Source organism: Burkholderia sp. HI2761 (assembly GCF_002223355.1).
In the GTDB taxonomy this organism is placed as follows: domain Bacteria; phylum Pseudomonadota; class Gammaproteobacteria; order Burkholderiales; family Burkholderiaceae; genus Burkholderia.
On sequence record NZ_NKFN01000007.1, the window covers coordinates 2658740 to 2685350 of the forward strand.

The 26611-nt window shown below is 67.1% G+C and carries 22 protein-coding genes; 6 read left to right on the forward strand and 16 right to left on the reverse strand.

Going from position 1 to position 26611, the window contains the following annotated elements:
* The first annotated feature begins 189 nt into the window (after positions 1 to 189).
* From CFB46_RS29675 to CFB46_RS29685, 3 genes are all read left to right on the forward strand, one after another.
* A complete protein-coding gene (locus CFB46_RS29675; RefSeq protein ID WP_089502197.1) occupies positions 190 to 1902 on the forward strand; it encodes a peptidase in 1713 nt (570 codons plus the stop codon).
* A gap of 79 nt (positions 1903 to 1981) precedes the next feature.
* The gene (locus CFB46_RS29680) at positions 1982 to 3235 is read left to right on the forward strand and encodes a M20/M25/M40 family metallo-hydrolase (protein WP_089502198.1); all 1254 of its coding nucleotides are present in this window, start codon (positions 1982 to 1984) and stop codon (positions 3233 to 3235) included.
* A gap of 132 nt (positions 3236 to 3367) precedes the next feature.
* Positions 3368 to 3730 carry a YbjQ family protein gene (locus CFB46_RS29685; protein WP_089502199.1) on the forward strand — a complete coding sequence of 121 codons (363 nt, stop codon included), beginning with the start codon at positions 3368 to 3370 and terminating at the stop codon, positions 3728 to 3730.
* Positions 3731 to 3778: 48 nt separating this feature from the next.
* On the opposite strand, the gene CFB46_RS29690 is transcribed toward CFB46_RS29685, so the two are convergent.
* The 4 genes from CFB46_RS29690 to betC form a co-directional block, all read right to left on the reverse strand.
* Positions 3779 to 5029 carry an MFS transporter gene (locus CFB46_RS29690; RefSeq protein WP_089502200.1) on the reverse strand — a complete coding sequence of 417 codons (1251 nt, stop codon included), beginning with the start codon at positions 5027 to 5029 and terminating at the stop codon, positions 3779 to 3781.
* 239 nt (positions 5030 to 5268) lie between these two features.
* Positions 5269 to 6408, reverse strand: coding sequence for a porin (locus tag CFB46_RS29695; RefSeq protein ID WP_027781303.1), 1140 nt, complete (start codon positions 6406 to 6408; stop codon positions 5269 to 5271).
* A gap of 258 nt (positions 6409 to 6666) precedes the next feature.
* Positions 6667 to 7635, reverse strand: a complete 969-nt coding sequence (gene choX / locus CFB46_RS29700) for a choline ABC transporter substrate-binding protein (protein WP_089502201.1) — start codon at positions 7633 to 7635, stop codon at positions 6667 to 6669.
* A gap of 45 nt (positions 7636 to 7680) precedes the next feature.
* Positions 7681 to 9216: a choline-sulfatase gene (gene betC, locus CFB46_RS29705; protein WP_089502202.1), complete on the reverse strand. Its 1536-nt coding sequence runs from the start codon at positions 9214 to 9216 to the stop codon at positions 7681 to 7683.
* Positions 9217 to 9456: 240 nt separating this feature from the next.
* Here betC and CFB46_RS29715 point away from each other — a divergent pair, with 240 nt between their 5' ends.
* Both CFB46_RS29715 and purU read left to right on the forward strand, forming a co-directional pair.
* A complete protein-coding gene (locus CFB46_RS29715; RefSeq protein WP_089502203.1) occupies positions 9457 to 10362 on the forward strand; it encodes a choline sulfate utilization transcriptional regulator in 906 nt (301 codons plus the stop codon).
* A 207-nt stretch (positions 10363 to 10569) separates the two neighbouring features.
* Positions 10570 to 11454, forward strand: coding sequence for a formyltetrahydrofolate deformylase (gene purU, locus CFB46_RS29720; protein ID WP_089502204.1), 885 nt, complete (start codon positions 10570 to 10572; stop codon positions 11452 to 11454).
* A 33-nt stretch (positions 11455 to 11487) separates the two neighbouring features.
* Here the strand turns inward: purU and CFB46_RS29725 are convergent, their stop codons facing one another.
* From CFB46_RS29725 to CFB46_RS29750, 6 genes are all read right to left on the reverse strand, one after another.
* Positions 11488 to 12201 carry an EamA family transporter gene (locus tag CFB46_RS29725; RefSeq protein ID WP_179235132.1) on the reverse strand — a complete coding sequence of 238 codons (714 nt, stop codon included), beginning with the start codon at positions 12199 to 12201 and terminating at the stop codon, positions 11488 to 11490.
* 3 nt (positions 12202 to 12204) lie between these two features.
* The gene (locus CFB46_RS29730; RefSeq protein ID WP_089502418.1) at positions 12205 to 13098 is read right to left on the reverse strand and encodes a sugar phosphate isomerase/epimerase family protein; all 894 of its coding nucleotides are present in this window, start codon (positions 13096 to 13098) and stop codon (positions 12205 to 12207) included.
* Complete coding sequence (locus tag CFB46_RS29735) at positions 13095 to 14153, reverse strand: ABC transporter permease (protein WP_105133124.1); 1059 nt, start codon at positions 14151 to 14153, stop codon at positions 13095 to 13097. The genes CFB46_RS29730 and CFB46_RS29735 overlap by 4 nt, the downstream gene beginning before the upstream one ends.
* A gap of 2 nt (positions 14154 to 14155) precedes the next feature.
* Entirely contained in the window at positions 14156 to 15163 is a 1008-nt protein-coding gene (locus tag CFB46_RS29740) for an ABC transporter permease (protein ID WP_027781309.1), read from the reverse strand.
* A complete protein-coding gene (locus tag CFB46_RS29745) occupies positions 15156 to 16715 on the reverse strand; it encodes a sugar ABC transporter ATP-binding protein (RefSeq protein WP_089502205.1) in 1560 nt (519 codons plus the stop codon). The genes CFB46_RS29740 and CFB46_RS29745 overlap by 8 nt, the downstream gene beginning before the upstream one ends.
* Before the next feature lie 92 nt (positions 16716 to 16807).
* Entirely contained in the window at positions 16808 to 17800 is a 993-nt protein-coding gene (locus tag CFB46_RS29750; protein ID WP_089502206.1) for a substrate-binding domain-containing protein, read from the reverse strand.
* A gap of 212 nt (positions 17801 to 18012) precedes the next feature.
* Between CFB46_RS29750 and CFB46_RS29755 the strand changes: the two genes are divergently transcribed.
* Positions 18013 to 19086 (forward strand): substrate-binding domain-containing protein, encoded by a 1074-nt coding sequence (locus CFB46_RS29755; RefSeq protein ID WP_089502207.1) that lies wholly within the window; start codon positions 18013 to 18015, stop codon positions 19084 to 19086.
* 131 nt (positions 19087 to 19217) lie between these two features.
* Here the strand turns inward: CFB46_RS29755 and CFB46_RS29760 are convergent, their stop codons facing one another.
* The 6 genes from CFB46_RS29760 to CFB46_RS29785 form a co-directional block, all read right to left on the reverse strand.
* Complete coding sequence (locus CFB46_RS29760) at positions 19218 to 20873, reverse strand: APC family permease (protein WP_089502208.1); 1656 nt, start codon at positions 20871 to 20873, stop codon at positions 19218 to 19220.
* A gap of 228 nt (positions 20874 to 21101) precedes the next feature.
* On the reverse strand, positions 21102 to 21965 hold the full coding sequence (locus CFB46_RS29765) for a glycine betaine ABC transporter substrate-binding protein (protein ID WP_089502209.1): 864 nt from the start codon (positions 21963 to 21965) through the stop codon (positions 21102 to 21104).
* A gap of 135 nt (positions 21966 to 22100) precedes the next feature.
* Positions 22101 to 23249: a hybrid-cluster NAD(P)-dependent oxidoreductase gene (locus CFB46_RS29770; RefSeq protein WP_027781315.1), complete on the reverse strand. Its 1149-nt coding sequence runs from the start codon at positions 23247 to 23249 to the stop codon at positions 22101 to 22103.
* Positions 23250 to 23361: 112 nt separating this feature from the next.
* Positions 23362 to 24603, reverse strand: a complete 1242-nt coding sequence (locus tag CFB46_RS29775) for an aromatic ring-hydroxylating oxygenase subunit alpha (RefSeq protein WP_089502210.1) — start codon at positions 24601 to 24603, stop codon at positions 23362 to 23364.
* Positions 24604 to 24656: 53 nt separating this feature from the next.
* The gene (locus tag CFB46_RS29780) at positions 24657 to 25442 is read right to left on the reverse strand and encodes a drug:proton antiporter (protein WP_089502211.1); all 786 of its coding nucleotides are present in this window, start codon (positions 25440 to 25442) and stop codon (positions 24657 to 24659) included.
* Positions 25439 to 26608: an electron transfer flavoprotein subunit alpha/FixB family protein gene (locus CFB46_RS29785; protein WP_089502212.1), complete on the reverse strand. Its 1170-nt coding sequence runs from the start codon at positions 26606 to 26608 to the stop codon at positions 25439 to 25441. The genes CFB46_RS29780 and CFB46_RS29785 overlap by 4 nt, the downstream gene beginning before the upstream one ends.
* Between the last annotated feature and the right edge of the window lie 3 nt (positions 26609 to 26611).

Consider the following 26611-nt stretch of genomic DNA (forward strand, 5'->3'; position numbering starts at 1 on the left):
CCTGCCGTTCGCTTCTCCTCCGCTTCGCCTGCCCGCTTCTTTTCGACCTGACAGTTAGGGTTCCTTAGTCAGTCGATACTCCCAACACCGCTTCGTCGCACCGGTTCCATCGAACCGGCGCGCGGGCCGTGTCGTGCCTGCTCGCCACGAGCGTGCGGGTGTGTCCAACCGTTGAGATGAGGATCACGTATGCAGACATCACGCAACGCATTGCCGCTCGCCCTGGGTCTCGCGCTCGGTTTCGGCATCGTCGGCGCCACCCTGGCCGATACGAAAGTGTCGAATCCGCAGGCCGCGAGCCTGCGCGAAAGCCTGACGCGCGGCGTCGCGCCGCCGGCCGCGAAGGCCGACACGGCCGCCGGGCAATTCCGCGCGGACGGCGTCGCCGTCACGCTGTACAACCCGGCCTATCGCGTCAAGAAGGCCGCCGCGACGCCCGCCGCCGTCGCGCGCGACTTCGTCGCGTCGCAAGCGGCGCAGCTCGGGCTCGACGCGACCGCGCTCGCAAGCCTCGTCGTCACGTCGGAACGCAGCGACGCCGACTTCACCGTCGTGCGCCTGCAGCAGCAGGCCGCCGGACTGCCCGTGTACGGCAGCGATATCGCGGTGACCGTCGCGAAGGACGGCCGCATCCTGTACGTCGCGAGCAACACGATCAACGGCGTGGTCGCGACGACGCGCAAGTCGCAGGCCGTCGACCAGCAGCAGGCGCTCGATCGCGCCCGCGCGTATCTCGGCGCGAGCGGCTTCACGCATCTCGATGCGCAGCTCGTCGCGTTCGTCGACAAGGCCGGCACGCATACCGCGTGGAAGGTACGCGGCCGCCCGCAGGACGGCCCGAAGGGCGACTGGGAACTGCTGATCGACTCGGGCAGCGGCGAAGTGCTGCGCGCCGAGGACAAGGCGTTTTACGCGACCGACGGCACCGGCTTCGTGTTCCGCCCCGATCCGCTGTCGCCGACGAAGAGCAGCTACGGCAGCACCGGCTACAAGGACGGCAACGACGCCGATTCGACGCAGCTCACGGCCGCGCGCGTGCGCGTGACGTTGAAGGATCTCGCGCAGTCGGGCACGCGCTACACGCTGACGGGCCCGTACGCGGCGTGCGTCGACTTCGATGCGCCGCTCGACAAGGCCTGCCCGTCGCAGTCGACGCCCGCGTTCGAGTTCACGCGCGGCAACCTGTATTTCGAGGCCGTGAACGCGTACTACCACATCGACACGTTCCTGCGTTACGTGAACCAGACGCTCGGCATCAAGGCGCTGCCGTACCAGTACACGGGCGGCGTGCAGTACGACCCGCACGGCGAATCGGGCGACGACAACTCGTCGTACTCGTCGAGCAGCGGCCGGCTGACCTTCGGGCAAGGCGGCGTCGACGACGCGGAAGACGCGGACGTCGTGATCCATGAGCTCGGCCACGGCATCCACGACTGGGTCACCAACGGCGGCCTGTCGCAACAGGAAGGCTTGTCGGAAGGCACCGGCGACTATCTCGCCGCCGCGTACAGCCGCGACTTCAACCAGTGGAGCCCGTCGGATGCGCAATATCACTGGGTCTACAACTGGGACGGTCACAACGAGTTCTGGGGCGGCCGCGTGACCAACTGGAACGTCGGGCGCACCTATGCGCAGGCGCGCGGCGCGGAGATCCACACGGCCGGCCAGTACTGGGCGTCGTGCAACCTCGTCGCGCGCGATGCGATCGGCGCGCAGGCGATGGACAAGGCGTTCCTGAAGGGATTGTCGATGACCAACAGCTCGACCAACCAGAAGGCCGCCGCGCAGGCCGTGCTGGCGGCCGCATCCGCGCTCGGCTACAGCAGCGCGCAACTCGCCGCGATCGGCAACGCGTACAACAAGAGCTGCACGTACGGCGTGACCGTCCCGCAGAAGTCGTAATACCGCAGCAGGCGGGAGCGCGTCGCACGATCTGCGACGCGCTCCCTTCATCGACATCGCCATCCTCACGAGATCGAACATGCCTACTCTGAAATCGACCCGCCTGAGCGCCGCGCTGGGCGGCATGCTGTTGACTGCCGCCGCGCATGCGACGCCCGTCTGGATCACGCTCGGCGACACCGCGTTCCGCCAGCTTCAACGCATCGATGCGACCGCAACCGCGCAATACAGCACGTCCGTCGACGCCGGCAAGACAGCCGACGGCGCCGCGCGCCGCGAAACCGTTCACGTCGTCGAGATCGACGATTCCCGGCTCAGCGAGCTGGCCCACGCCGTCCACCGCACGCGCGGCCACGGGCCCGGCTACGTCGTGCACGATTCGTTCGACGACGCACGGCAGGCGCTCCAGCCGTTGCCGGCAATGCTCGCGAAACAGGCCGCCGGCGCTGCGTACACGGTGTCGAACGTGCCGCAGATCGGCACGTGGGTCCAGCAACTGCAGGCCAGCAACATCGTCGGCACGATCACGTCGCTGTCCGGCTTCACGAATCGCTACTACACGACGTCGCACGGCGTCGCCGCGTCCGACTGGCTCGCGTTGCAGTGGAAGCAACTGGCGGCTTTGCGCGCCGACATCGCCGTCGAACAGTTCGCGCACACGGGTTTCCCGCAGAAATCCGTGGTCCTGACGATCCGCGGCAGCGACCCGGCCGCGGGCACCGTCGTGCTCGGCGGCCACCTCGATTCGACCGTCGGCCGCACGACGGAGAACACGCGCTCGCCCGGCGCCGACGACGATGCGTCGGGCATCGCCAGCCTCACCGAAGCGCTGCGCGTGCTGCTAGCGAACAACTACCGGCCGAAACGGACGATCAAGTTCGTCGGGTATGCGGCCGAGGAAGCCGGCCTGCTCGGCTCGAAGGCGATCGCGAAGCAGTTCCGCACGCAGAATGCGAACGTGGTCGGCGTGCTGCAGCTCGACATGACGAACTACAAGGGCGATCCGAAGGATATCTACCTGATCACCGACTACACGAACGCGGCGCAGAACACCTACGTGACGAACCTGGCGAAGACCTACCTGCAGGAGCTTGCGATCGGCACGTCGCAGTGCGGGTATGCCTGCTCGGATCACGCGTCGTGGAATGCGCAGGGGTATCCGGCATCGTTCCCGTTCGAGGCCGATCAGAACGACAGCCCGTACATCCACACGGTGAACGACACGCTGGAAAACTCGGATCGACAAGCGAACCATGCGCTGAAATTCGGCAAGCTCGCGCTGGCCTATGCGGTCGATCTCGGCGGCATTGCCGGCGCGACGGTCAAGCGCTGAGCGTTCCGCGTCGAGCGGCTCGCACGTTCGGCAATGAAACGGGCGTTCACCCGCGTGGGTACGCCCGTTCGAATGCCTTTTCTCGGTCCGGCTAGAATCGTCGTTCGACCACTCGCTACACGCTCCCACACCATGACCGAACCCACCCGCTCCATCGACGACCTGTCGCCGGCCCGCGTCACGACCGCATTCGACCTCCCCGGCCATACGACCGTCCGCTCGCTGGGCGTCGCGCAGGGCATCATCGTGCGCTCGCGCTCGATCGTCGGCTCGTTCGGCGCGTCGCTGCAGACGATCTTCGGCGGCAACATCACGCTCTATACGTCGCTGTGCGAAAAGGCACGCCAGCACGCGTTCGACAAGATGCTCGACGATGCCCGCAAGCTCGGCGCGAACGCGGTCGTCGCGATGCGCTACGACTCGACCGAGGTCGGCACCGGCGTGACCGAAGTCATCTGCTACGGTACGGCCGTGCGCGTGACGCCGGCCGCTTGAACACATCGGCATACCGTTGCGGATGAAACGATCATTGCACGGCCGGTCTCACCGATCGCGTTCGAGCGACTTCATGTGCGTAAGTTGCGGAAACAACCGCATCCACGCAAGCGCGACGGCGATCGTGGCCGCGCCGCCGACGACGATTGCCGTCGGCGCACCCCACCACGCGGCCGTCACGCCGGATTCGAATTCGCCGAGCTGGTTCGACGTGCCGATGAACAGCGAATTGACCGCACTCACGCGCCCGAGCATCTCGTCCGGCGTGCGCAGCTGTACGAGCGACAGCCGCACGACGACGCTGATCACGTCCGATGCGCCGAGCGCGGCCAGCGCCACGAGCGACAACATGAAGTGCCGCGACAGCCCGAACACGATCGTCGCGACGCCGAATGCGATCACACCGCCGAACATCGCGCGGCCCGGCCGGCCCTTCAACGGAAAACGCGTGAGCCACAGCGTGCCCGCGAGCGCGCCGACCGCGGGCGCCGCGCGCAATGCGCCGAGCCCCCACGGGCCCACCTGAAGAATGTCGCGCGCGTAGATCGGCAGCAGCGCGGTCGCGCCGCCGAACAGCACGGCGAACAGATCGAGCGACAACGCACCGAGAATCGCCGGCTCGCACCGGATGAACGCGATACCCGAAAACACCGAGCGCAGCGTGACCGGCTCGCGGGCGGGTGGCGTGCTGCGCAGCGGAATCGTGCCGCTCAGCATCGCGGCAGTTGCGAACGCAACGGCGCTCGTGCCGAATGCGACCGGCGCGCCGAGCCCATACAGTAACCCGCCGAACGCGGGCCCGAGAATCTGCGCGGCCTGGTTGGCAGACGTCGACAGCGCGGTCGCGCGCGGCAAATCGGTGCGCGGCACGACGGCCGGCAACAGCGACGACACCGACGGCGACTCGAAGGCGCGGGCCGTGCCGACGATTGCCGCGAGCGCATATACGGCCGGCGCGGCCAGCCACCCTTGCACCGCGCCGAGCAGGAACACGCCGGCGGCCAGCGCCTCGACGCCCTGACAGATCGTCGCGATGCGCCGGCGATCGTAGCGGTCGGCCACCTGCCCGACGACGAGCGTCAGCGCGAACATCGGCACGAACTGCGCGAGGCCGACCAGACCGAGCGCGAATGCGCTGTGCGTCAATGCATACACGTACCAGCCGATGGCAACCGACAGGATCTGGAAAGCCAGCGACGACATCACGCGCGTGCCCCAGAAACGCTGGAACGGCGCGTGGCGGAACAGATTGGCGGGTAACGGGGATAAAGAACTGGAATCGGGCACGGGGGTGGTCATCGAGGTCTCGGCGGTTGGCGGTGCGCACCGCAACCGTTCGGGAAAACGACGACGCACGCAGGTGCGCGCGGCAACGGTGCGGACGCGGCCAAACCGCGATGATATGCCAACCGCCGAAAACCGGCCGGCCGCCGGCCGCGAGTGCCGTCGAGCCCGCGCGTCGCACAAAAAAAAGCGCGAACCGCGGTTCGCGCCAAAGAGAGACCTCGCTGAAGACGTCACACCATCCCGCCCCCCACTCAGAACGAATGCCGCATCCCGATCCGCACGTCGGCCTGCGTCTGCGTCGTCGACGGCGTGAAGCTGTAGCCGACCACCGCATCGACGCCCTGCGACGCGCGCAGGTAGTCGCCGGAGATGTACACGTCCGTGCGCTTCGACAGCAGGTAATGCAGGCCCGCCGTGCCCTGGTTCCAGTGATGGCCTTCGAAGCGCGTGTGCTGGTAGCCCGCAATGAAGCTCAGCGCCGGCGTGAACTGGTACAGGCCGCCGCCTTCGTACACCTGCATGTGCGACGACTGGCCGAAGCCCTTGATCGTCGTGTACGAGTAGTTGGCGTCGAGCGTCAGCTTGCCGATCGTGTAGCTCGTGCCGATGCCGAACGTGCCCTGGCTGTCGACGTCCATCGGCGTGTTCGCGAACAGGTCGGTGCGCGCGCCGGTCGCCGGATCGACCGTGACGGTCTGCTGGCCGAGGAACGTATGCGTGCCGATCATCGCGTACGGGTCGAATGCGTAGATGCCGTTCGGGTTGTTCAGGCGCGTGTACGCGGCGCCGATCGAGAAGTCGCCCTTCGTGAAGCTTGCACCCGCGCTCCATGCGCTGTTGCGATGGAAGTTGCCCGCGACGTTGCCGAACGAGTACATCGCGCCGAACTTGAAGCCGCTCATGTCGTTCGACAGGAACTTCACCGAATTCGGCAGGCGGTCGCCGTTGAAGCGGTCGAAGTCGCCCTGGTGGATCGCATAGCCGCTGCCCCACGCCGAAATGTTGTAGATCGACACGAGTTCGTTCGTGATGTCGAGCTGGTTGCCGAACGACAGCGTGCCCCAGTCGTTCTGCAGGCCCACATACGCCTGCCGGCCGAATTCCGCGCCGCCGAAGCCGAGTTGCCCGTTGCCGAGATGGAAGCCGCTCTCGAGCACGAACACGGCCTTCAGGCCGCCGCCCAGGTCTTCGGTGCCCTTGAGGCCGAAGCGGTTTCCGTAGGCGACGCCGTCGTCGAACTTGACCACGTGCGAACCGCCCGTGTTGTTCACGTACGTGATGCCGGCGTCGAGAATCCCGTACAGCGTCACGCTGCTCTGCGCGTGCCCGATGGCGGGAATACAGGCCGCGCATGCAAGCGCGGCGGCTACGGCGACTTTCTTTTGCTTCATTGTCGACCACCCTCCCTGAACCGTTCGATGGAAAGAACCGTGGCCTGGCGCGTGCCGCGATACGCCGGCTGATTCGAATTCGGTACGTCTACTGGCTGCGGTATTTCGTTTTCCGCAATAACGCAGCCATTGGCGAAAAATACAAACCCATATTTCGCGTCACCCGTCTGTAGGCGACACTAAATGGTCACGATGCGACGGGTCGGGAAAACACGTAGACGGGCGGCGCGGTAAAACCGGCCGCCCGGAGGGAGGAAATCAGTGACCGTCGAGGGCCGCGCGCACGGCCGGCAGGCCCGGCGCGCCGGCCGCCGTCGTCACGCCGTCGAGCCAGCCGGCGACGAGCGCGGGCTCGGCCTTCAGCGCATGCTGCGCCGCCAGCGCGGGCGACGTCTTGTGGTCGAGCATGTCGGCGATCATCCGGTTCTCGACGTCGACGGAGAACGTCATCTGCCGGAACAGCCGCGCGAGGTTCGTGCACTGGCCGGCGAACCCGGCACGCGTGACCGTGTTGACCGTCGCACCGCCATAGTTCGGGCCGAAATACGCATCGCCGCCCGACAGATACGTCAGATGGAACTTCGTGTTCATCAGATGCGGCTCCCACGCGAGAAACACGATCCAGCGCTTGTCGCGCACCGCCCGCTCGACCTGCGTGAGCATGCCCGTCTCGCTCGACTCGACCAGCGACCAGTTCGCGGGCCCGAGCGCGTGGTCGGACAGCATCCGCTTGATGTTCTGGTTCGCGGGCGCGCCGGGCTCGATGCCGTAGATCTTGCCGCCGAAACGATCCGCGTAGCGCGCGAGATCGGCGAACGTATGCACGCCGGCGGCGGCCACGTAGTCGGGCACCGCGAGCGTGAACTTCGCGCCGCTCAGGTTCGCGTGCAGCACGTCGATCGATTTCTCGTCGACGAACGGCTTCACGAGCGGCGCCTGCGCGGGCATCCAGTTGCCGAGGAACACGTCGACCTGCCCTTTCTTCAGCCCCTGGTACGTGATCGGCACCGACAGGTTCGCCACGTCCTGCCGGTAGCCGAGCGCCTTCAGCACGACGCCCGCCATCGCGTTCGTCGCGTCGATGTCGGTCCAGCCGGGCGCCGCCATCTTGACGTCGCCGCACGTCTGCGGATCGGCGGCGTACGCAGGCTGCGTCGCCACCACGCACGCGGCGGCGGCGAGCGCCGGGCCGATCCTTCGGATTGCTGCATTGCATTGCCGTTTCATGGTTCGCTTCCTCCGTCGTTCTTCAATGATCGCGATGCGGTGCGTTCAGCGCCCGACGCGCGGAAAACGTGCCATCGCCTCGAGCGTATCGAGTTCGATGTGATTGCGCATGTAGCGCTGGCTCGCGTCGGTGAACGGCTGCCAGTCCCACGCCTGAATGCGGCCCTGCGTCGTCGCCGCGTAATGGAAACGCCGGCGCCGCTGGCTCGCGCGCACCTGCCGGTCCAGTTCGGGCAGGTTCCAGCGCTGCGCGGCCTCCGCGCGGAACGCGGCGAGCACGTCGGCGGCTTCAGGCTGCCCGGCGAGGTTCGTCAGTTCGCGCGGGTCGTCCGACAGGTTGTAAAGCTGGTCGGGATCGGCCGGGCAATGCACGTATTTCCAGTCGCCGCGGCGGATCATCACGACCGGCGCGAGCGCGCCTTCCGCGAGGTATTCGCCGAGCGCGACATCGTGCGCGGGCGTGCCGTTCAGGTGCGCCACGAGGCTCGCGCCGTCGACCGGGTCCGGCCAGCCGCCGGCGGGCGCGGCGCCGGTCAGCTCGACGAGCGTCGGCAGCAGGTCGAGGTGCGACACGGGCCCGCGCACGCGCGCGGCGTCGAAGCGGCCCGGCGCGTGGACGATCAGCGGCACGCGGCAGCCGCCTTCGAAGAACGTCATCTTGTACCAGAGCCCGCGTTCGCCAAGCATGTCGCCGTGGTCGGACGTGACGATCACGATCGTGTCGTCGGCGAACCCGCATTGCTCGAGCGCGGCCAGCACGCTGCCGAACTGCGTGTCCACGTAGGACGTCGCGCCATAATACGCCCGGCGTGCGGCGCGGATCTGCGCGTCGGTCGGCGGCGTGCGGTCGTTCTCGCAGACGAAACGCAGCCGCTGCGAATGCGGATCGCTTTCGGCCGCATCGAGCCGCACGGCCGGCATGTCGATCTCGTCATCGTCGTAGCGATCCCAGTATTCGCGCGTGATCGCATACGGGTCGTGCGGATGGGTCAGCGACACGACCATGCAGAACGGCCGCGCATCGTGGCCGGCCGCGCGCTCGCGCGCGACGTCGTACAGCTTCTGCTTCGCGGCGAACGTCACTTCGTCGTCGAAGTCGAGCTGGTTCGTGCGCACGCACGGGCCGGCGTCGAGCACCGAGCTCATGTTGTGATACCAGCTCGGCCGTTCGGTCGGTTGGTCCCAGTCCGGCACCCAGCCGAAATCGGCCGGATAGATGTCGGTCGTGAGGCGTTCCTCGAAGCCGTGCAACTGATCGGGTCCGCAGAAATGCATCTTGCCGGACAGCATCGTCCGGTAGCCGCCCGCGCGCAGGTAGTGCGCGAACGTCAGCGTTTGCGCCGGCAATTCGGCGGCGTTATCGTAGGCGCCGATCCCCGACGGCAGCTTGCCGGTCAGCAGCGAGAAGCGCGACGGTGCGCACAGCGGGCTCGCGCAGTACGCGGCGTCGAACACCACGCCTTCGGCGGCGAGCCGGTCGAGCGTCGGCGTGCGGGCGACGCGGTTGCCGTAGGCCGGCAGCGCGAACGGCGTGAGCTGGTCGGCCATCAGGATCAGGATGTTGGGTGTCGGATTCGTCATCGGCGGTCGTGGGGAAAGCGGTGTTCGAATGGAACGGCTCGCCGCTCGGGCAGCGAGGCGTCCGGCATGACGGAGGCGGTCCGCAGAAATTGCCGCGCGCTGGGGCCGCGCTGGCTAGAATCGCGGAGTGTGTTGCGCGGCTGCACGTGAAGCGCATGTGCCATACCGTCCGCTGCACTATCGCCCGCCCGAATTCGCGCGGGTAGGCGTCCGGTCCTTATGGGGCCATTAGAGGGACTTATGTCGAAACCCGAACCGTTACCGTCGATGCAGGCGCTGCGCGCGTTCGAATCGGCCGCCCGGCTCGCGAGCTTCACGGCCGCCGCGCGCGAGCTCGGCTCGACGCAGCCGGCCGTGAGCCAGCAGGTGTACCAGCTCGAAGCCGAACTCGGCGTGCCGCTGTTCGAACGCAGCCCGCGGGGCGTCACGCTGACGGCCGACGGGCAGTGCCTGTACGAAGCCGTGCGGGTGAGCCTCGACACGCTGCGCGGCGCGACCGCGACGCTGCGCGCGCGCCGCGAGCACGGCGCACTCACGATCGTCACCGATTTCGGTTTCGCGACCTACTGGCTGATGCCGCGCCTGGCCGGGCTGAAGCACGTGATGCCGGACGTCGACGTGCGCGTCGTCACGTCACAGGATTACGACGCGCAGCGCGACCACGGCGACATCGCGATCCTGTTCGGCGACGGCCACTGGCCGTCGTGCACGGCCGCGCGGCTGTTCCCGGAATCCGTCACGCCCGTCTGCTCGCCCGCGTTCCGCGACGCGCATCCGGGCGTCGCGCGCCCCGACCACCTGCTCGCGCTGCCGCTGCTGCACGTGCAGCCGACGCGCCCCGAGCGCTGGCTGTCGTGGTCGGGCTGGTTCGACGCGCACGGGCTCGAACCGCCGGCCGCCGCCCGCGGCGTGACCTTCAACAGCTATGCGCTGGTGATCCATGCTGCGCTGCTCGGCGAAGGCGTCGCGCTCGGCTGGTCGCCGCTCGTCGACGAGCTCGTCGCGTCCGGCCAGCTCGTGAAACTGGTCGATGCACCCGTCGTCACGTCGCGCGGCTACTTCCTGGTGCGGCCGCCGCAGCGGCCCGAGCCGGACGCGACGCACGTATTCCGGCGCTGGCTGCTCGACGCGTGCGCGGGGGCCTGACGCAGCGCGCCCGCCCGCGCCGGCCGCAGCCCTGCCCCGGCCCCAGCCCCGCCCCGGTCCGCTGGCGCGCCGATACCAGCCACACGGCGCGTTGGTTCTATCCGCGCCGAAATCGGCCTGATTTACTTGAGCTTCCCGCCACCCGCGCGGCGCGGCGCTGTCATGCGCCGCCGCGCGGCCGTGCGCCCCTGCCATCCGAGGAGTCTCATGACCGCCGAGCACCGCCCCGATCAATTCGTCCTGACACTGTCGTGCCCGAGCGCGGCCGGTCAGGTCGCCGCCGTCGTCGGCTTTCTCGATCGCCATCGCTGCTACGTCGATGCGCTGAACGTGTTCGACGACGATCTCAGCAACCGCTTCTTCGTGCGCTGCGTCTTTCATCCGACGAATGAAACGCTGCAGATCGACGCGCTGCGTCAGGAATTCGCGCCGATCGCGGCCGGACTCGGCGGCCACGCTGGCGACATCCAATGGGCGATCCACGACGTCAACGCGCGGCCGAAGGTGCTGATCATGGTGTCGAAGCTCGAACACTGCCTCGCGGATCTGCTGTTCCGCTGGCGGATGGGCGAGCTGAAGATGGACATCGTCGGCATCGTGTCGAACCACCCCGACTTCGAGCCGCTCGCCGCGCAGCACGGGCTGCCGTTCCGGCACTTCCCGATCACGGCCGACACCAAGGCGCAGCAGGAAGCGCAATGGCTCGACTTCTTCGAATCGAGCGGCGCCGAACTCGTGATCCTCGCACGCTACATGCAGGTGCTGTCGCAGGAGACGAGCGCGAAGCTCGCGAACCGCGCGATCAACATCCATCACTCGTTCCTGCCCGGCTTCAAGGGCGCGAAGCCGTATCACCAGGCACATGCGCGCGGCGTGAAGCTGATCGGCGCGACCGCGCACTTCGTGACCGACGATCTCGACGAAGGCCCGATCATCGAGCAGGTCGTCGAGCGCGTCGATCATGCGCTGCGGCCCGAGCAATTGCTCGCGGTGGGACGTGATGTCGAAAGCCTCACGCTCGCGCGTGCGGTGAAGGCGTTCATCGAGCGGCGGGTGTTCTTGAACGGGGATCGGACGGTGGTGTTTCCGTAAGCGCGTTGCGTCCGCGAACACCGTCGTCCTCCATCACGCGGACGCCGACGGCACGCGCGCAAGCGTCGCACCGATGCGTCGTGCCCGACGCCGCAAGTACAGATTGTTGAGGATCAGCGCCACGCCCGTCAGCGCGGCGCCAGCTATCTGCGCGCGATTGGGCACCACGCCCGTGATCGCGGACACGACGAACGCGGTGATCGGCACGATGTCCATGAACAGCACGCCGTTCATCGGCCCCAGGTTGCGGTTGCCGGTCATCCACAACAGGATCGCGCCGAAGCCGGCCACCGGCCCCATGTAAGCGAGATGCGGCAGCACCGCGTGCACGGCGGCCCATGACGGCGCCGCGACCCGCTGCGTCGCGACCAGTACCACGTTCACCGTGACGATCGCGGTCAGCCCCAGCCACGTCGTGAACGTCGTGTATTTCAGTGCCGACCAGCCGGTGAAACGCGCTGCACCGAACGTATAGACGACCCAGCACAACGCGCCGACGACGATCAACGCGTTGGCCGCGTAGTGCTGCGGTTGGTGCAGCGCGGCAATCACGTCGCCGCGCGTGATGACGAGCGCCACGCCGGTAAAGGACAGCACGACGAACAGCACCGACACCGGTGCGGGTGCGACGCGCCGCACCAGGGCGCGCCATCGCGCGGTCAACCGCTGGACGAGCATCGCGCCCGGCGCACCGGCGATCGCGACCACGCGCCGCGCGGTCGATCCGTTGCGCGCCCATGGCCGCATCGCTCACGCCAGCCGGCTCCGTTCAGCCTGCTTCAGCGCCTCGCGCGCAGACTTGAGCTGCACGCGCGTAAAGGCGAGCGCGTGCGCCGCGAGGTCGTGACTGTCTTCCCACAGGTTGCGCCAGATCGCCAGAATGCCTTCGAGCGGCTGACCGACGACGCGCGACGAGAAACTCTCGAACGTGATCGGCCCCGTATAACCGCTGAACACCAGCGCACGAAACACCGCTGTGAAATCGACGTTGCCCGATCCCAGATACCCTCGATGCGAATCGCCGATGTGCACGTAACCGAGCTGCTCGCCGGTGTCGCGAATCGCCGACATCACGTCCGACTCCTCGATATGCATGTGATACGTGTCGAGATGCACCTTCACGTTCGGCCGGCCGATGCGCCGGCACAGCTCGACACCCTGAGACGCGGTGTTGAGCACATTCGACTCGTAGCGGTTCACGACTTCAAGCCCGAGCGTGATGCCGCTTTGCGCGGCCGTGTCCGCCACCTGCGCGAGGATGTCGGCGGACATCGCGACACCGGCGGCCGTCGTCGGCGTGAAATTCTTCTGAAACGCCGAGTACAGGATCCCGCATACGTGGGTCGCGCCGCAGTCGCGTGCGACACGCAGCGCGGCCTCGAGTTTTTGCTTGCCGCGCGCGGCCTTCCGCGCATCGCCGCTTGAAATGTCGGATTCCGCATCGAGCCCGAGCGAGAACGTGATGCCAAGGCCATACCGTTCGAGTTCGCGCCGCGTGAACGCTGCGTCGATCGAATCCGGATCGAGTGCGGGCACCTCGATGAAATCGAAGCCCGTCTCGGCCGTATTCGCGATCGCGCGCGCGCATGCGTCGCGGCTCCAGCCGGCCTCCCAGACCAGCGCATGTACGCCAAGCTTGTTCATTTCGTCTCCTTCCGTTGAGAGGGTTCGAGGCCGCCGAGCGCCGGCGTCGCGATTCGATTGCGATTGCGCGGCCGCGACGCATGCCGGGCCCATGCCCAGCGCACCAGCATCACCGCGAGCAGGAACGCACCCCACAGCGCGGTCGCCAGGTGCTGGCTCGCACCCAGCAGGTTGAGGCCCGATGCGATCACCTGCAGGATCACGAGCGCGATCACGACCGGCGCGACGCGACCGAAGCCGCCGAACGGATCGACGCGCCCGAGAAAGCAGGCGAGCACCGAGATCAGCAGGAACGCCTCGCCGTGGCCGACACGCACCGAGTTGAAGCGCGACAGCATCACGACGCCGGCCACGCCGCACATCAGCCCCGACAGCATGTAGATGCGCGTGATCGCCCGCGTGGTCGAGATGCCCGAGTAGCGCGTCGCTTCCGCATTCGAGCCGATCATCCGCGTGACGAAGCCGAGCCGCGAATACGTCATCACGACGTGCCACAGCAGCGCACAGCCCGTGAAGATCCACAGCGGCGCCGGCACGCCGAGCCACAGCCCGTTGCCCATCGCGCGGACCGCCGGCGGAAACCCGGAAATGTCGCCGCCCCGCGTGAGGAATTCGCCGAGACCGCGCAGGAAGATCATCGCCGACAGCGACACGAGGATCGGGCTCGCGCCCGTATGTGCGATCACCGCGCCGATCAGCCAGCCGGCCGCCGCGCCCGTCGCGAGCGCCGCCGCGATGCCGAGCGCGACCGCCGCGAAGCCGGCCTCCGGGCCGCCGTGCGACTGGATCACCCACGCCATCGCGAGCCCCGCGATGTTCGCGGTAAACGTGACGGCGAGATTGAAGCCGCCGGACACGAGCGGCATCAGCATCGCCAGCGTGAACAGGCCGAGCTCGGGCAGCTGGAATGCGATCGACGCGAACGTGCCGCCCGTCAGGAAGCGATCGGACGCGACGCTCATCGCCGCGACGACACACGCGAGAAAACCCAGCAGGCCGGCCACGTCGGCCGGAACGGACAGCGACGGAAAGCGCCGGGATTCGGCGTGCTTCATGATCATGTCCTCGCGCGTGGCGACAGGAAGCGCGAGCCGACCAGCCGCGCGACGCCGTCGCTCGACACGGTGATCGCGACCAGGATGACCGCACCGACGATCATCTTGAAAGCGTACGGCGACACGCCGAGCAGATTGAGCCCGTTCGCGGTGATCGACACGAGCAGGATGCCGAGGATCGCGCCGAGCACCGTGCCACGCCCGCCGCCGAGCCGCGCGCCGCCGAGCACGACGGCCGCGAGCACGTCCAGTTCGCGGCCGTACAGCGCGTTCGGCACGACTTCCTGCACGTAATGCGCCTGCATCAGGCCCGCGATGCCCGCCATCATCCCGAGCCAGCCGTATGCGACGTAATGCATCGTCGCGAGATCGATGCCGACGCGCCGCGCGGCTTCCGGGTTGTCGCCGGTCGCATAGAGCTGGCGGCCGAGCGTCGTGCGCCGCAGCAGGAACCACGTCGCGACGACGGCCGCGGCCATCACCGCGACCGGCAGCGCAAGCGATGCGACGCCGCCTGGCGTATCGGCCTGCAAGAGCGTGACGCGGTTCGTCCACCAGTCGGGCAAGTCGTAGATCGATACGCCGCCCGTCACGAACATCAGCCCGCCGAAGAAGATGTTGAAGGTCGCGATCGTCGCGACGATCGACACGACGCGAAACCGGTAGATGATCGTCGCGTTCACCGCACCGAGCAGGATGCCGAAGCCGGCCGATACCGCGAAGCCGAGCACCCAGTTTCCGCCGCCGAGCCGCATCAGCGTGAGCGCCGCGAGGTACTGCACCACCGACGCGCCGACCGCGAACGAAATGTCGATGCCGCCTGCGATCAGCACGATCAGCAGCCCCACCGCGAAGATGATGTTGACCGCACTCTGGTTGAGCAGGTCGAACAGGTTGGACAGCGTCAGGAAGGTCGGCGTCGCGATGCCGAGGCCGATCGCCATCGCGACGATCACCGCGAGCAGCCACGCTTCGGTCGAGCCGATGCCGAATGTGCGGAGGTTACGCATGGACGTCTCGCTCGATGTGATCGATCGGCGTGCCACCCGGCACGTACTCGGCGACGATACGGCCGTCGCGCATGTGCAGGATGCGGTCCGCGTTGAAGTACACCTCGGGAATCTCGTCGGAAATCAGTACGATGGCCATGCCTTGCGCCGCGAGCCGGTGAATGATCGCGAAGATGCCGGCGCGTGCACCCACGTCGACACCGACCGTCGGCGAATCGAGGATCAGCAGCTTCGGCTTCGTCGCGAGCCATTTCGCGAGCACGATGCGCTGCTGGTTGCCGCCCGACAGCGTCGACACCGCGTCGTCGGGGCTGCCGATCTTCACCGCGAGCCGCGCGACCCAGTCGCGGATCAACGCATCGCGCCGCCGCGGCGAAATCAGTCGGGCCGCACCGAGCAGATCGTCGAGCACCGCGATCGCCGTGTTGTCGCCGATCGATTGCGGCTGCACGAGGCCCAGTTGCAGGCGGTCTTCCGACACGTACGCGATGCCCGCGCGAATCGCGTCCCGATTGGAGCGCAGCGACAGCGGCAGACCATCGAGCGCGATCGTGCCGGCGTCCGGTCGCGTCATCCCGAACAGCGACAGCGCAAGCTCGGTGCGCCCCGCGCCGAGACGCCCCGTCAGGCCGAGGATCTCGCCGCGCCGCACCTGGAACGACACGGCCGCGTACTCGCCGCGCCGCGACAGGCCGTCGACGCGCAGCATCGTGGTCGCGGCCGACAGGTCGGTCGTGCGCACCGCGTAATCGAAGGTGCGCCCCGTCATCAGCTCGGTGAGCCGCGTCTGCGTCATTCCGCTCGTCGGAAACGTGCCGACATGACGACCGTCGCGCAGCACCGTCACGCGCGCGCACACGTCGAGCACTTCCGCGAGCCGATGGCTGACGAACACCACCGCGATGCCGTCGGCCGACAGGCGGCGCACGATCGCGAGCAGTGCCTGCGTCTCGGCATGGCTGAGGGACGCGGTCGGCTCGTCCATGAACACGAGACGTGCCCGGGCGACGAGCGCACGCGCGATCGCGACGACCTGCCGCTGCGCGATCGTGAGCGTACGCACCGGCCTGCCGAGATCGAGCTCGACGCCGAGCCGCGCGAGAATTTGCCGAGCGGCGACCTTCATCCGCCCGTAGTCGACCAGCCGTGGACGCGCGCCGAGGTTCTGCTCGAACGCGATGTTCTCGGCGACCGTCATCTCGGGGAACAGCGCGAGGTCCTGCCAGATCACCTGGATGCCGAGCGCGCGCGCCCGCGCCGGATCGAGATCGCCGGCCGGCTTGCCGTCGAAGCGCATCACCGCGCCGGACTCCGGGCGATGGACGCCGCTCACGATCTTGATCAACGTGCTTTTGCCGCAGCCGTTCTCGCCGGCCAGGCACAGTACTTCGCCCGGCATCACGTCGAACCGCACCTGTTGCAGCGCGTGCACGCCACCGAACGTCTTCGATACATTGTCGAGTTCGAGCAACGGCGCATCGGCCGCGAACGCGGCCGGCGGCGGGCTCGCCCGGCCGGACGCCGCGGATTCACGGGAATGGGCAGACATCATCGCTACGCTCCGGTGCGACCTGCTATGAAACGACGGGAAAGGCGAACGACTTCATCGCACGGCGCGGTGCACCGCGCCCGCGTGCATGCCGCTCACAGCCCCTGCTTCGCGAGATCGTCGACGGTTTTCGCGTTCAGCTCGACGAGCTGGTTCACGATCAGGTTGTGGCCTTCCGGATGCACGACGCCGAGCCCCGGAATCGTCATGCCGTCCTTGATCGGCTGCCCCTTCGCGAGCATCGTGCCGAGCGTGACGAACACCTCGCCGGCCTGCTCGGGGTTCCACATGTAGCCGCCGTTCAGCACGCCGTCGTGCACGAGCCGGCGGCCCTGCCCCGGCGAGAACGGCCCGAGCACCACGACCTTGCCCTTCGCCTGCTTCTCGGCGACCGCGCGCGCGGCGCCGATCGGCCCCTGGCTGCCGAACGCCAGGATCGCCTTCAGGTTCGGATGCGCGCGCATCAGATCGAGCGCGGTCTTGCGCGACGCGTCCACGTCTTCGGCCACGCCGTAGCGATCGCCGACGAGCTTCATGTCCGGAAAGTTGGCCTTCAGATACGCGATCGCGGCATCGGCCCACGCGTTATGCAGCGGCACCGTCAGCGAGCCGACGAACACCGCGTATTCGCCCTTGCCGCCCACCGCCGCGGCGAGGTTCTTCGCGTACGCCTCGCCGAAACCCTTCGCGGACGCCAGTTCGAAATTCCAGTCGGTGTTCTTCTGCTTCGGCGATTCGTGCGTGATCACCTTGATACCGGCGGCCCGCGCGCGCTGCAGCACCGGCTCGAGCACCTCGGCATCGTTCGGCACCACGCCGATCACATCGACCTTCTGCGCGATCAGGTCCTCGATCGCACGCACTTGCAGTGCCGGGTCCGCGCTGGTCGGCCCAACCATGAACGCCTTCACGCCGAGTTGCTCGGCGCGCTTCCTGATGCCCGCGTCCATCGCGTTGAACCATGGAATGCCGCCGATCTTCACGACGACCCCGATTACGGGCTTGTCCGGCGATGCCGACGCGATGCCCGTCGCGAGCGCGAACGCAGCCACGCCCGCGCATACCTTGCGCAAGAAATTCACCGACATGTCTCCTCCATCCGAAGGCGACCGTCGCCGGGCTTCCGGGCCCCGGCATGGCGGTCAGTTGCTAAATCCATTCAGCAAACCGGTTCGTGTATGCTGAATCCATTTAGCGGCGACGGAAAGCATGGGAAAACCCTGATAGGGCATCGCGCCCCGAAACGCATACCGTCGGCATCATCGGCACAAGAACGCACACGAGGGGAGCGACGACGCAGATGGCCCGCACGACTACCGGACGCAAGTCCACGATCTACGACATCGCGAAAGCAACCGGCTCGTCCACGTCCACGGTCAGCATGGTGCTGAACGGCAACTGGGCCCGCTACCGGATCAGCGAGGAAACGGCCACGCGCATTCTCGACAGCGCCAAGGCGCTCGGCTACAACGTGAACCTGAGCGCGCGCGGCCTGCGCCTGTCGCGCTCGGGGCTGGCGGGCATGGTCATTCCGCACTACCGCAATCGCTTCTTCGCGGGGCTCGCCGAAACCTTCGAGGACGAGGCGCGCCGGCGCGGCCTGTGCCCGATCGTCGTCGGCACGCAGCGCGACCCGGACGTCGAGCTGAACGTCGCGCAGACGCTGCTCGCGCAGCGTGTCGAACTGCTGTTCATTGCCGGCGTGCGCGACCCGGCACCGCTCAATGCGCTGTGCGACGCGGCCGGCATCCCGTCGATCAACGTCGACCTGCCGGGCGCCGGTGCGCCGTCGGTCGTGTCGGACAACCGCGCGGGCGCGCGGGCGCTGACCGACGTGCTGATCGACAAGATGCTCGCGCGCGGCAATGCACCCGACGAACTGATCCTGCTCGGCGGCATCGCCGGCGAATACGCGACCGAGATGCGGATCGCCGGCTTTCGCGACGCGTTCGCCGCGCGTGGCCTGCCGCCGCCGCCGGACGACGCGATCGAGCGCTGCGGCTACGCGCCCGCAGCCGCGCGCGAAGCGCTTGCGCGCCGCTACGACACGCTCGGCCGGTTGCCGGCCGGCATGCTGACGAACTCGATCACGTCGTTCGAAGGGCTGGTGCGTTTCGCGTCGGAGCTGCCGTGGGACATCTGGCACCGCACGGCCGTCGGCTGCTTCGACTGGGACCCGTTCGCCGCGCGCCTGCCGTTCGACGTCACGATGCTGCGGCAGGACGTGCAGCGGCTGATCGCGGAAGCGTTCGCGCTGCTCGATGCGAGCGACGCCGGAGACGCCACGCCGCATCCGGTCGTGATGGTGCCGACACGCTTCATGCGAACCCTCGACGACGACATGCGCGCCAGCGACGCAGAGCCGGCCGGCTGAGCGCGCGGACGCGAAATGAAGAAAGCCCGGTCGGTCCTGCGACCGGTCGGGCTTTCTTCATGCTGCGCATCGTATCGAGCTGGCCGGGACCGTGTGCGGTGTCCGCTCCCGGCGCGTGACGTATCAGATGTTCACTTCATCCACGCGAAGTAATACGACAACCAGATCGTCAGCCCCGCCCCGATCAGCGCCGCATACGGCATCAGGCTCACCCACGGCGCGCGCTTCGGCACTTCCAGCTCCATGTCGCGCTGCATCTGCGCAGGGAAGCGGCCGCGATCCTGCCAGTAGTGACGGAACAGGAACACCGGCACGATCAGCAGCATCGCGATCAGCCCGTTGCGCAGCGTGCCCTCGCCCTGCAGGTTCGCGCCCGCGCCGACGTAGACGAGGTTCGCATAGCCGCAGATCGCGCCGCCGACGAGCAGCCACGTCGGGCAGCGGAACGGACGATCCCAGTTGCCGCGATCCATCCGGTGGATCCAGCCCGACTGAAGATTCAGGAATACGAAAAGCATGTAGCAGACGTTCGAGATCGACAGCACCGTCATGTAGTCCGACATCATCAGCAACACGAGGTTGAAGCCGAGGTCGGTCCACATCGCGCGGGTGGGCGAGCCGTGCTCGTTCACGTGCGACAGATACTTCGGCAGCCAGCCATCGACCGACGCCTGGTACAGCGTGCGCGACGAGCCCATCATCGACGTCATCACGATCAGCAGGATCGACAGCATCAGCATCACGACGACCGCATTCGCGACCCACGCGCCGCCGCCGACGATCTTCGCCATCGCGGCCGCGACGCCGGTGCCGTCGCCGATCGACGGATCGAGCATCGCCTGGGTGCCGAGCGCACCCTGGAACGCCATCGGCACGAGCGTCATCACGACCAGACACAGCGCACCCGACCAGAAGATCGCCTTGGCGGTGTCGCGCCGCGGATCGCGGAATTCGCGCGTATAGCAGACGGCCGTCTCGAAACCGTACGAGGCCCAGCCCGCCATGAACATCGCGCCGAGCGCCATCGTCACGCCCTGCCCGTTCCACGAGCCGAAGGTCGCGGCCGTGAGGTTGCCCTGCGCGTCGTGGCCGAGCGGAAGCAGCGGCAGCAGGTTCGACATCGGTACGTCGCCGGTGACGAACGGCACGATGCCGACGATCAACAACGGCGTGAGCGATGCAATACCGAGAATGCGCTGCGTACGTGCAGCCTTCGACGCGCCGCTGTGCTGAAGCTTGAACGTGATGAGAAGCAGAATCGTCGCGATGATGAACGTCGCGTTGATCCGCAGGGAAAGACCCGGCTTGATGAACCCGAGATCCGCAACCTTGAGCTGCCAGTGCAGCACCGCCGCGTCGGCGGGAAAGAGACTCGTGAGCGCATAGCTCGCCGCGAGACCGCAGCCGAGTGCAAGCATCGGCGACCACGCGAGCCAGTTGCACCACACGGAAACCGGGGCAATCAGCTTGCTGTAACGGACCCAGCCGATCGCGCCATACACGGACGCGCCGCCCGATTTATGAGGAAATAGCCCCGATATTTCCGCATAAGTCGCGCTTTGAATCAGCCCCATCGTGATCGCGGCGATCCAGATCGCCCACGCGGGCTGGCCGATCGTCGCGCATACGCCGCCGATCGTGAACAGCACGCCTGCCGGCACGCCGCTCGTTACCCAAAAAGCGTCTTTCCAGGTCAGGCCACGATGCAGCGTGTGGCCCGTCGAATCATGTGAGATGGTTGCCTCAACATCACTGGTGCGATTCGCACGCAGTCCTGCTTGACTCATCCAATTCCTCCTGTCGATCAGTGTTAGCGCTTTAGCGCTTACTCTGGTCCCATGCAAAGCTGTGATGACTCCGCACAAGGGCGCTAGTGTAACAACTTACGCACTTTTTTGCAGAATCCGCAAAAAAATTCCGGGATATGGCTGCATTGCATCCGGATTATTTCGGATTCCTGCATGCCATTCCCGGCGTGTCTTTTATGATGATTCGTACGACGTATGTCGAGATACTTACTGCGCGCCTTCGGTCCACGAATTCACGCGGTCGGCATGCGCCGCGATCCACGCATCCGCGGCCGCTTCCGGCTTCGAGCCGCTCTGGATCGCCAGCATCACGCTGTCGATTTCACCCGGCTTCCACTGGAACTTCTTCAGGAACGCGACGACCGGCTTCGCCTTGGTTTCGAGTCCCGGATTCACGACACTGTCGACGTGCTCGGCGCCGCCGAACACCTTCTTCGGATCCTCGAGGAAGCGCAGCTTCCACTTCGCGAACATCCAGTGCGGCGCCCAGCCCGTCACGATGACCGGCTTGTTCGCATTGACCGAACGCGACAGCTCTGCCGTCATCGCGCTGCCCGAACTCGGCATCAGCGTGTAGTTCAGCCCGTAGCTCTTGATCGCGTCGTCGGTCTTGCGCATCACGCCGGCGCCCGCATCGATGCCGACGATCCGGCCGCCGAAGCTGGCCTTCTCCGCATTGAGGTCGTCGATGCTCTTCGCCTTCACGTACGCGGGCACGATCAGGCCGATCTTCGCATCGGGAAAATTCGCGCCGAGGTCGACGACCTTGGCCTTGTACTCGTCCCAGTACGAGCCGTGCGTGACCGGCAGCCACGCGGACAGCGTCGCATCGAGATCGCCGCGCGCGACGCCCTGCCACATGATCCCGGCAGCGACCGGCACGAGCTTCACCTCGTAGCCGAGCTTCTTCTCGATGACGCGGGCCGCGACGTTCGACGTCGCGACGCTGTCGTCCCAGCCTTCGACGTAGCCGATTTTCAGCGTCGGCTTCGTATCGGCGAGCGCCGATGCGCTCAACGCCACCATCGCCGACAGGGCGCCGGTCCACAATAGTTTTCCGAACAGTTTCATGGTCGATCTCCTTGGTCTGCGCACCGTGCGCGTTGTCTCTCTAGGTTCTTCAACCACAAATCCGCGGTATCGTTGTTTTCCGACGGATGCTTGTCCGGATGCGACGCACCCGGACAGCCGATGGCGAGTTTCGGATTACTTGTCGATCACGAGATCCGACAGCGGCTTGCTGCAGCACAGCAGCACCATCCCCTGATCGATCTCGCGCTGACGGATGCCGCCGTTGTGTTTCATGTCGACCTGCCCCGACACGAGCTTCACCTTGCAGGTGCCGCACATGCCCTGCGTGCACGATGCCGGCAGCCGCACGCCCGACTGGCGGGCCGCATCGAGCACGTGCTGCTCCGAGCCGCACGAGATCTCCCGGTTGCTCTTCGCGAAGCTGACCGTGTACTGCTTCGTGTCGGCATCGCCGCCCTCGGCCGGCGGCACGAGATCGGCGAGCAGCTCGTCGCTCGCGGTCTGCGCGAGCGTCTCGAACGAGAAGCTTTCCTCGTGATACTGCTTGCGATCGAAACCGGCTTCGTCGAGCAGGTCGCGCACGGCCTTCATGTACGGCGCGGGGCCGCACGTGAAGATCTCGCGTTCCATGAAATCCGGCGCGATCAGCTTCAGCAGCGGCAGCGTCAGGAAGCCCGTGACGCCCGGCCAGTTGGTGCGTGCGCCGACGCGCTCGACGACGAACGACGTGCGGAAATTCGTGTGGTTCGACGCGATCAGGTCGAGCTCGCGCGCGAAGATGATGTCGTCCGGCGTGCGTGCGCTGTGCACGAACAGGATGTCGCGATCCTCGGCGAGATCATGATGCGCACGGCTCATCGACATCAGCGGCGTGACGCCCGAGCCGGCCGACAGGAACAGGTACTTGCGCGCCGGATGCCGTGCGCACGTGAATTCCCCGGCCGGGCCGAGCACGCGCACCGGTGCGCCCGGCTGCAGGTTGTCGTGCAGCCAGTTCGACACCTTGCCGCCCGGCACGCGCTTCACCGTGATCGAGATCGTGTGCGGCCGCGCCGGCGACGACGAGATCGTGTAGCACCGGTTGATCGTTTCGCCGTCGATGTCGAGCTCGAGCGTGATGAACTGCCCGGGCTCGAACGAGAACGTGCGGCCCTGCGGCGAACGGAAGAAGAAGCTCTTCACGTCGTGGGTTTCCTGCCGCACGTGGCAGCACACCAGCGTTTCCTCGACGTCGCTCGTCCAGCGCTCGGGCAGCGCGTTCCAGAAGGCCGGGTGCGTAACCCGGCTGTCCGCCGGTTCGAAATTGGCCGCATCTCGCATCATGTCAGCCTCCGCAGGGCCGCCCCAAGGAGGCTGACCGCCCCCGTGGGGGGCAGGGAACGCAGTGAGCGTGGGGGTCGTTTCATCGGTTGCTCCGCTTATACGCTGCTGGGTACTATTCGCCGATTTTTTCGGCGAGCCGGCCGATGTACCAGGCCGAGAATTTTTCGACGAGACCTTCCGTGTACGGCGAATACGGGCCCGGCTCGTACGCGCTGCTGTTCGCGCCGCGCTGCGAGAATTCGACGAGCGCGCGATCCTGGTCGTTGGTCGCATTCCACACGGCCGTGAGGTTCTTCACGTCGTAGTCGATGCCTTCCTTCGCGTCCTTGTGCACGAGCCACTTCGTGCGCACGAGCGTCTTGCCGGCCGACAGCGGGATCACCGAGAACGTCACGATGTGATCGCTCATGAAGTGATGCCACGAGTTCGGCTGCGTCCAGAACGACAGCCCGCCGAGATCGGCCTTGTCGAAGCCGCCGAGCAGCTTCTTCGACGCGACCTTCGCGTCGAGTGTCTGCGATTCGCCGTGACGGTCCAGCGGCAGGCGCTGCGTGCGGAAACCCGTCACGTCGAGCAGCTTTTCGATTTCGGCGGACGGCAGGCCCATCTCGGCCCACTCCTTGCCGCGTCGCACGCAGGTTTCGGCGAATGCGTCCATGCCTTCGGCGTTCGCGTCGGAGCGCTGGTAGCCGAAGCCGTATTCGTACAGCGAGATCGTCAGCTCCGGATGGTTCGCGACGCAGTGATAGCACTCGCGGTTGTTCTCCATCGTGAGCTTCCAGTTGCCTTCCTCGATGATGTCGATCTGCGCGGCGATCTTCGTGCTCGGCAGGTCGTGCGGCAGCAGGTAGGGCTCCATCTCGGCGCGCATCTGCGCGAAATCGACCGGCGGCTCGTCGGCGATGCAGATGAAGATCAGGCCCGCGAGGTTCTCGACGTGCACCGACTTCAGGCTGTGCTTGCAACGGTCGAACTTCTCGCCCATGTGCTCGGCGAACATCAGCTGGCCCGTCAGGTTGTAGGTCCAGCTGTGGTACGGGCACACGATGTTGCCGACCGAGCCTTTATCTTCGTTGCACAGGCGCGCGCCGCGGTGACGACACACGTTGTGGAACGCACGGATCGCCATGTCGTCGTCGCGCACGATCAGGACCGAATCGCCACCCAACTGCACGGTCACGTAATCGCCCGGCTCGGGAATGTCCGGTTCGATCGCCACCTGGATCCAGTGCTGGCGGAAAATCGCCTCCATGTCGAGCGCGAAGATGTCCTCGCTCGTGTAGAACGGTGCGTCGAGGCTGTGCCCTTCCTTGCGCCGCTCGATCAATGCACGAATGTCTGCCGTTACTTTCATCGTTTGCTCCGGATTCCTTGCATCCCTGGGTGTCTTGCCGACAGGCATCAAAATCAGTAGTCGATGAGCTGATGCTCGCGCAAATACGCGAGGATCACTTGTGCTTTTTCGACCGAACTCCCTTCATTTACGACGTTGCCGCCACGGCTTTCGGTCGTCGTCGCGGACAGCATCCGGGCATGCCCGGAGCGCTTCTCGGCGGCAACCAGTTTTACGGGTTTACGCTCGACCGGGCCGATCGTCCACGCGGCCGCGTCGGCGTCCGCACCGGGCGCCGCGAGCGCCGGCCGGATCGCGCCGGCGCGCAGCCGCGCATACGCATAGCGCGGCTCGACACCCGCGAGCGGATGGACGGCGACGACGGCCGGCAGCGCCGCGGCGACACGCCGCCGCAGCCCTTTCGGCAAAAATTGCCGGACCGCCGCGCGACCGTCTTCGACCGTCACGTCGACGGCCGAGCCGACGAGCGGATAGCCGAGCGCCGCGGCGACGCGGTACGGCAGCATCCCGGTGTCGTACGCGCCCTCGGCGCGCGTGCCGGTCAGCACGAGGTCGTAGCCGTCGAGACGCGCGGCGAGCGCGTGCACGGCATCGTCGCCGTCGCGGCAGGCCAGCACCTCGACCTCCCGCGCGCCGAGCGCGAGATAGTCGGCAAGCGCCGCATTCGCGGGGTCGCCTGCATGGATCACGTCGAGCGTCGCGCGATGCTTGTCCGCGAGCTGGCGGCCGGTTTCGAGCGCGGCCGCATCGTTGCGGCTGTAACGCGCGACGCCGCTGACCGGATGCCGGCCGACGGACACGAGCACCGCGATGCGTTGCAAGGGGCGAGGGGCGTTCATGCGGCAACTCCTTCGGGTTCACGGGTGCCGACCGCGGCCGGCGATTCGCCGCGCGCGGCCCGCGCGGCCTGGACCTGTTCGATCAGCGCGGCGATCGTCGCCTGCGCGTCGCCGACCACCGTCAGGTTCGCGCGCTTCGCGATCGGCGCGCTGCCGTCGAGATTCACCGCGATCACGTGGCGGCAGTCCTTGATGCCCTGCAGGTGCTGCACCGCGCCCGAGATGCCGAACGCGATGTACACGCTCGCCTCGACCGTCTTGCCGGTCGCGCCGACCTGCTTGTCGCGCGTGAAGTAGCCGTTGTCGACCGCGACGCGGCTCGCGCCGATCGCCGCACCGAACACGCCGGCCAGCCGCTCGAACGCGCCGATGTCGGACACGCCGTTGCCGGCCGACACGATGAAATCGGCTTCCTCGAGCGCGACCTGGGCCGCGTCGATTTCGTCGAGACCGAGATCGCGGTACGGCTGCGCGGCGTCATGCGCCGGGCGGATGAAATCGGCGGCGACGCGTTCGCCCGCGCCGACGAACGGCAGCTTCGCTTCGACCGCGTTCTGCGCGAGCAGGATCACGTCGGGCAGCGCTCGGGTGGCGAACGCCCGTCCCGCCTGTGCATACGCGCCCACATGCTTCGCGTCGATTTCGACGACGTGAGTCGCGACGCTCGCGCCAGCGGCCGCCGCGTAACGCCGGCCGAGATCGCCGTCGCCGGTCGCGTTGTCGGGCACGAACACGTGTTTCGGTGCGAGCGCGGCCACGCAGGCCTGCAATGCTTGCAGTTCGCTTTCGGGATCGAACGCGCGGCGCTCGAAACCGGTCAGCTCGAGCAGCTTGTCGACGCCGAGTTCGGCCACGTCGTCCTTCAGTTCGCCGAACGCGAGCAGCGCGACCTCGGTCTGCGCATCGGCGAGCACGGCCGCGGCGGCGATCGCCTGCCGCGAATGGTCGTCGAGCGCGCCGCGTTCGCCATGGGCGACCACCAGCATCACGTGCTTCGGGTCCTTCAACTCGCGGCGCGGCTTCGCGGCCGCGGCGCCATGGCCGTGCGCGGACCACTGCGCGGCGTTCGCATCGGCGCTGCCTTCCTCGCCGAGCGTGATGCGCTTCAGGCCGGCGGCCGTGATGATGAACGGCCGGCGCGGATCGATTCGTTTGATCGTATTCATCGA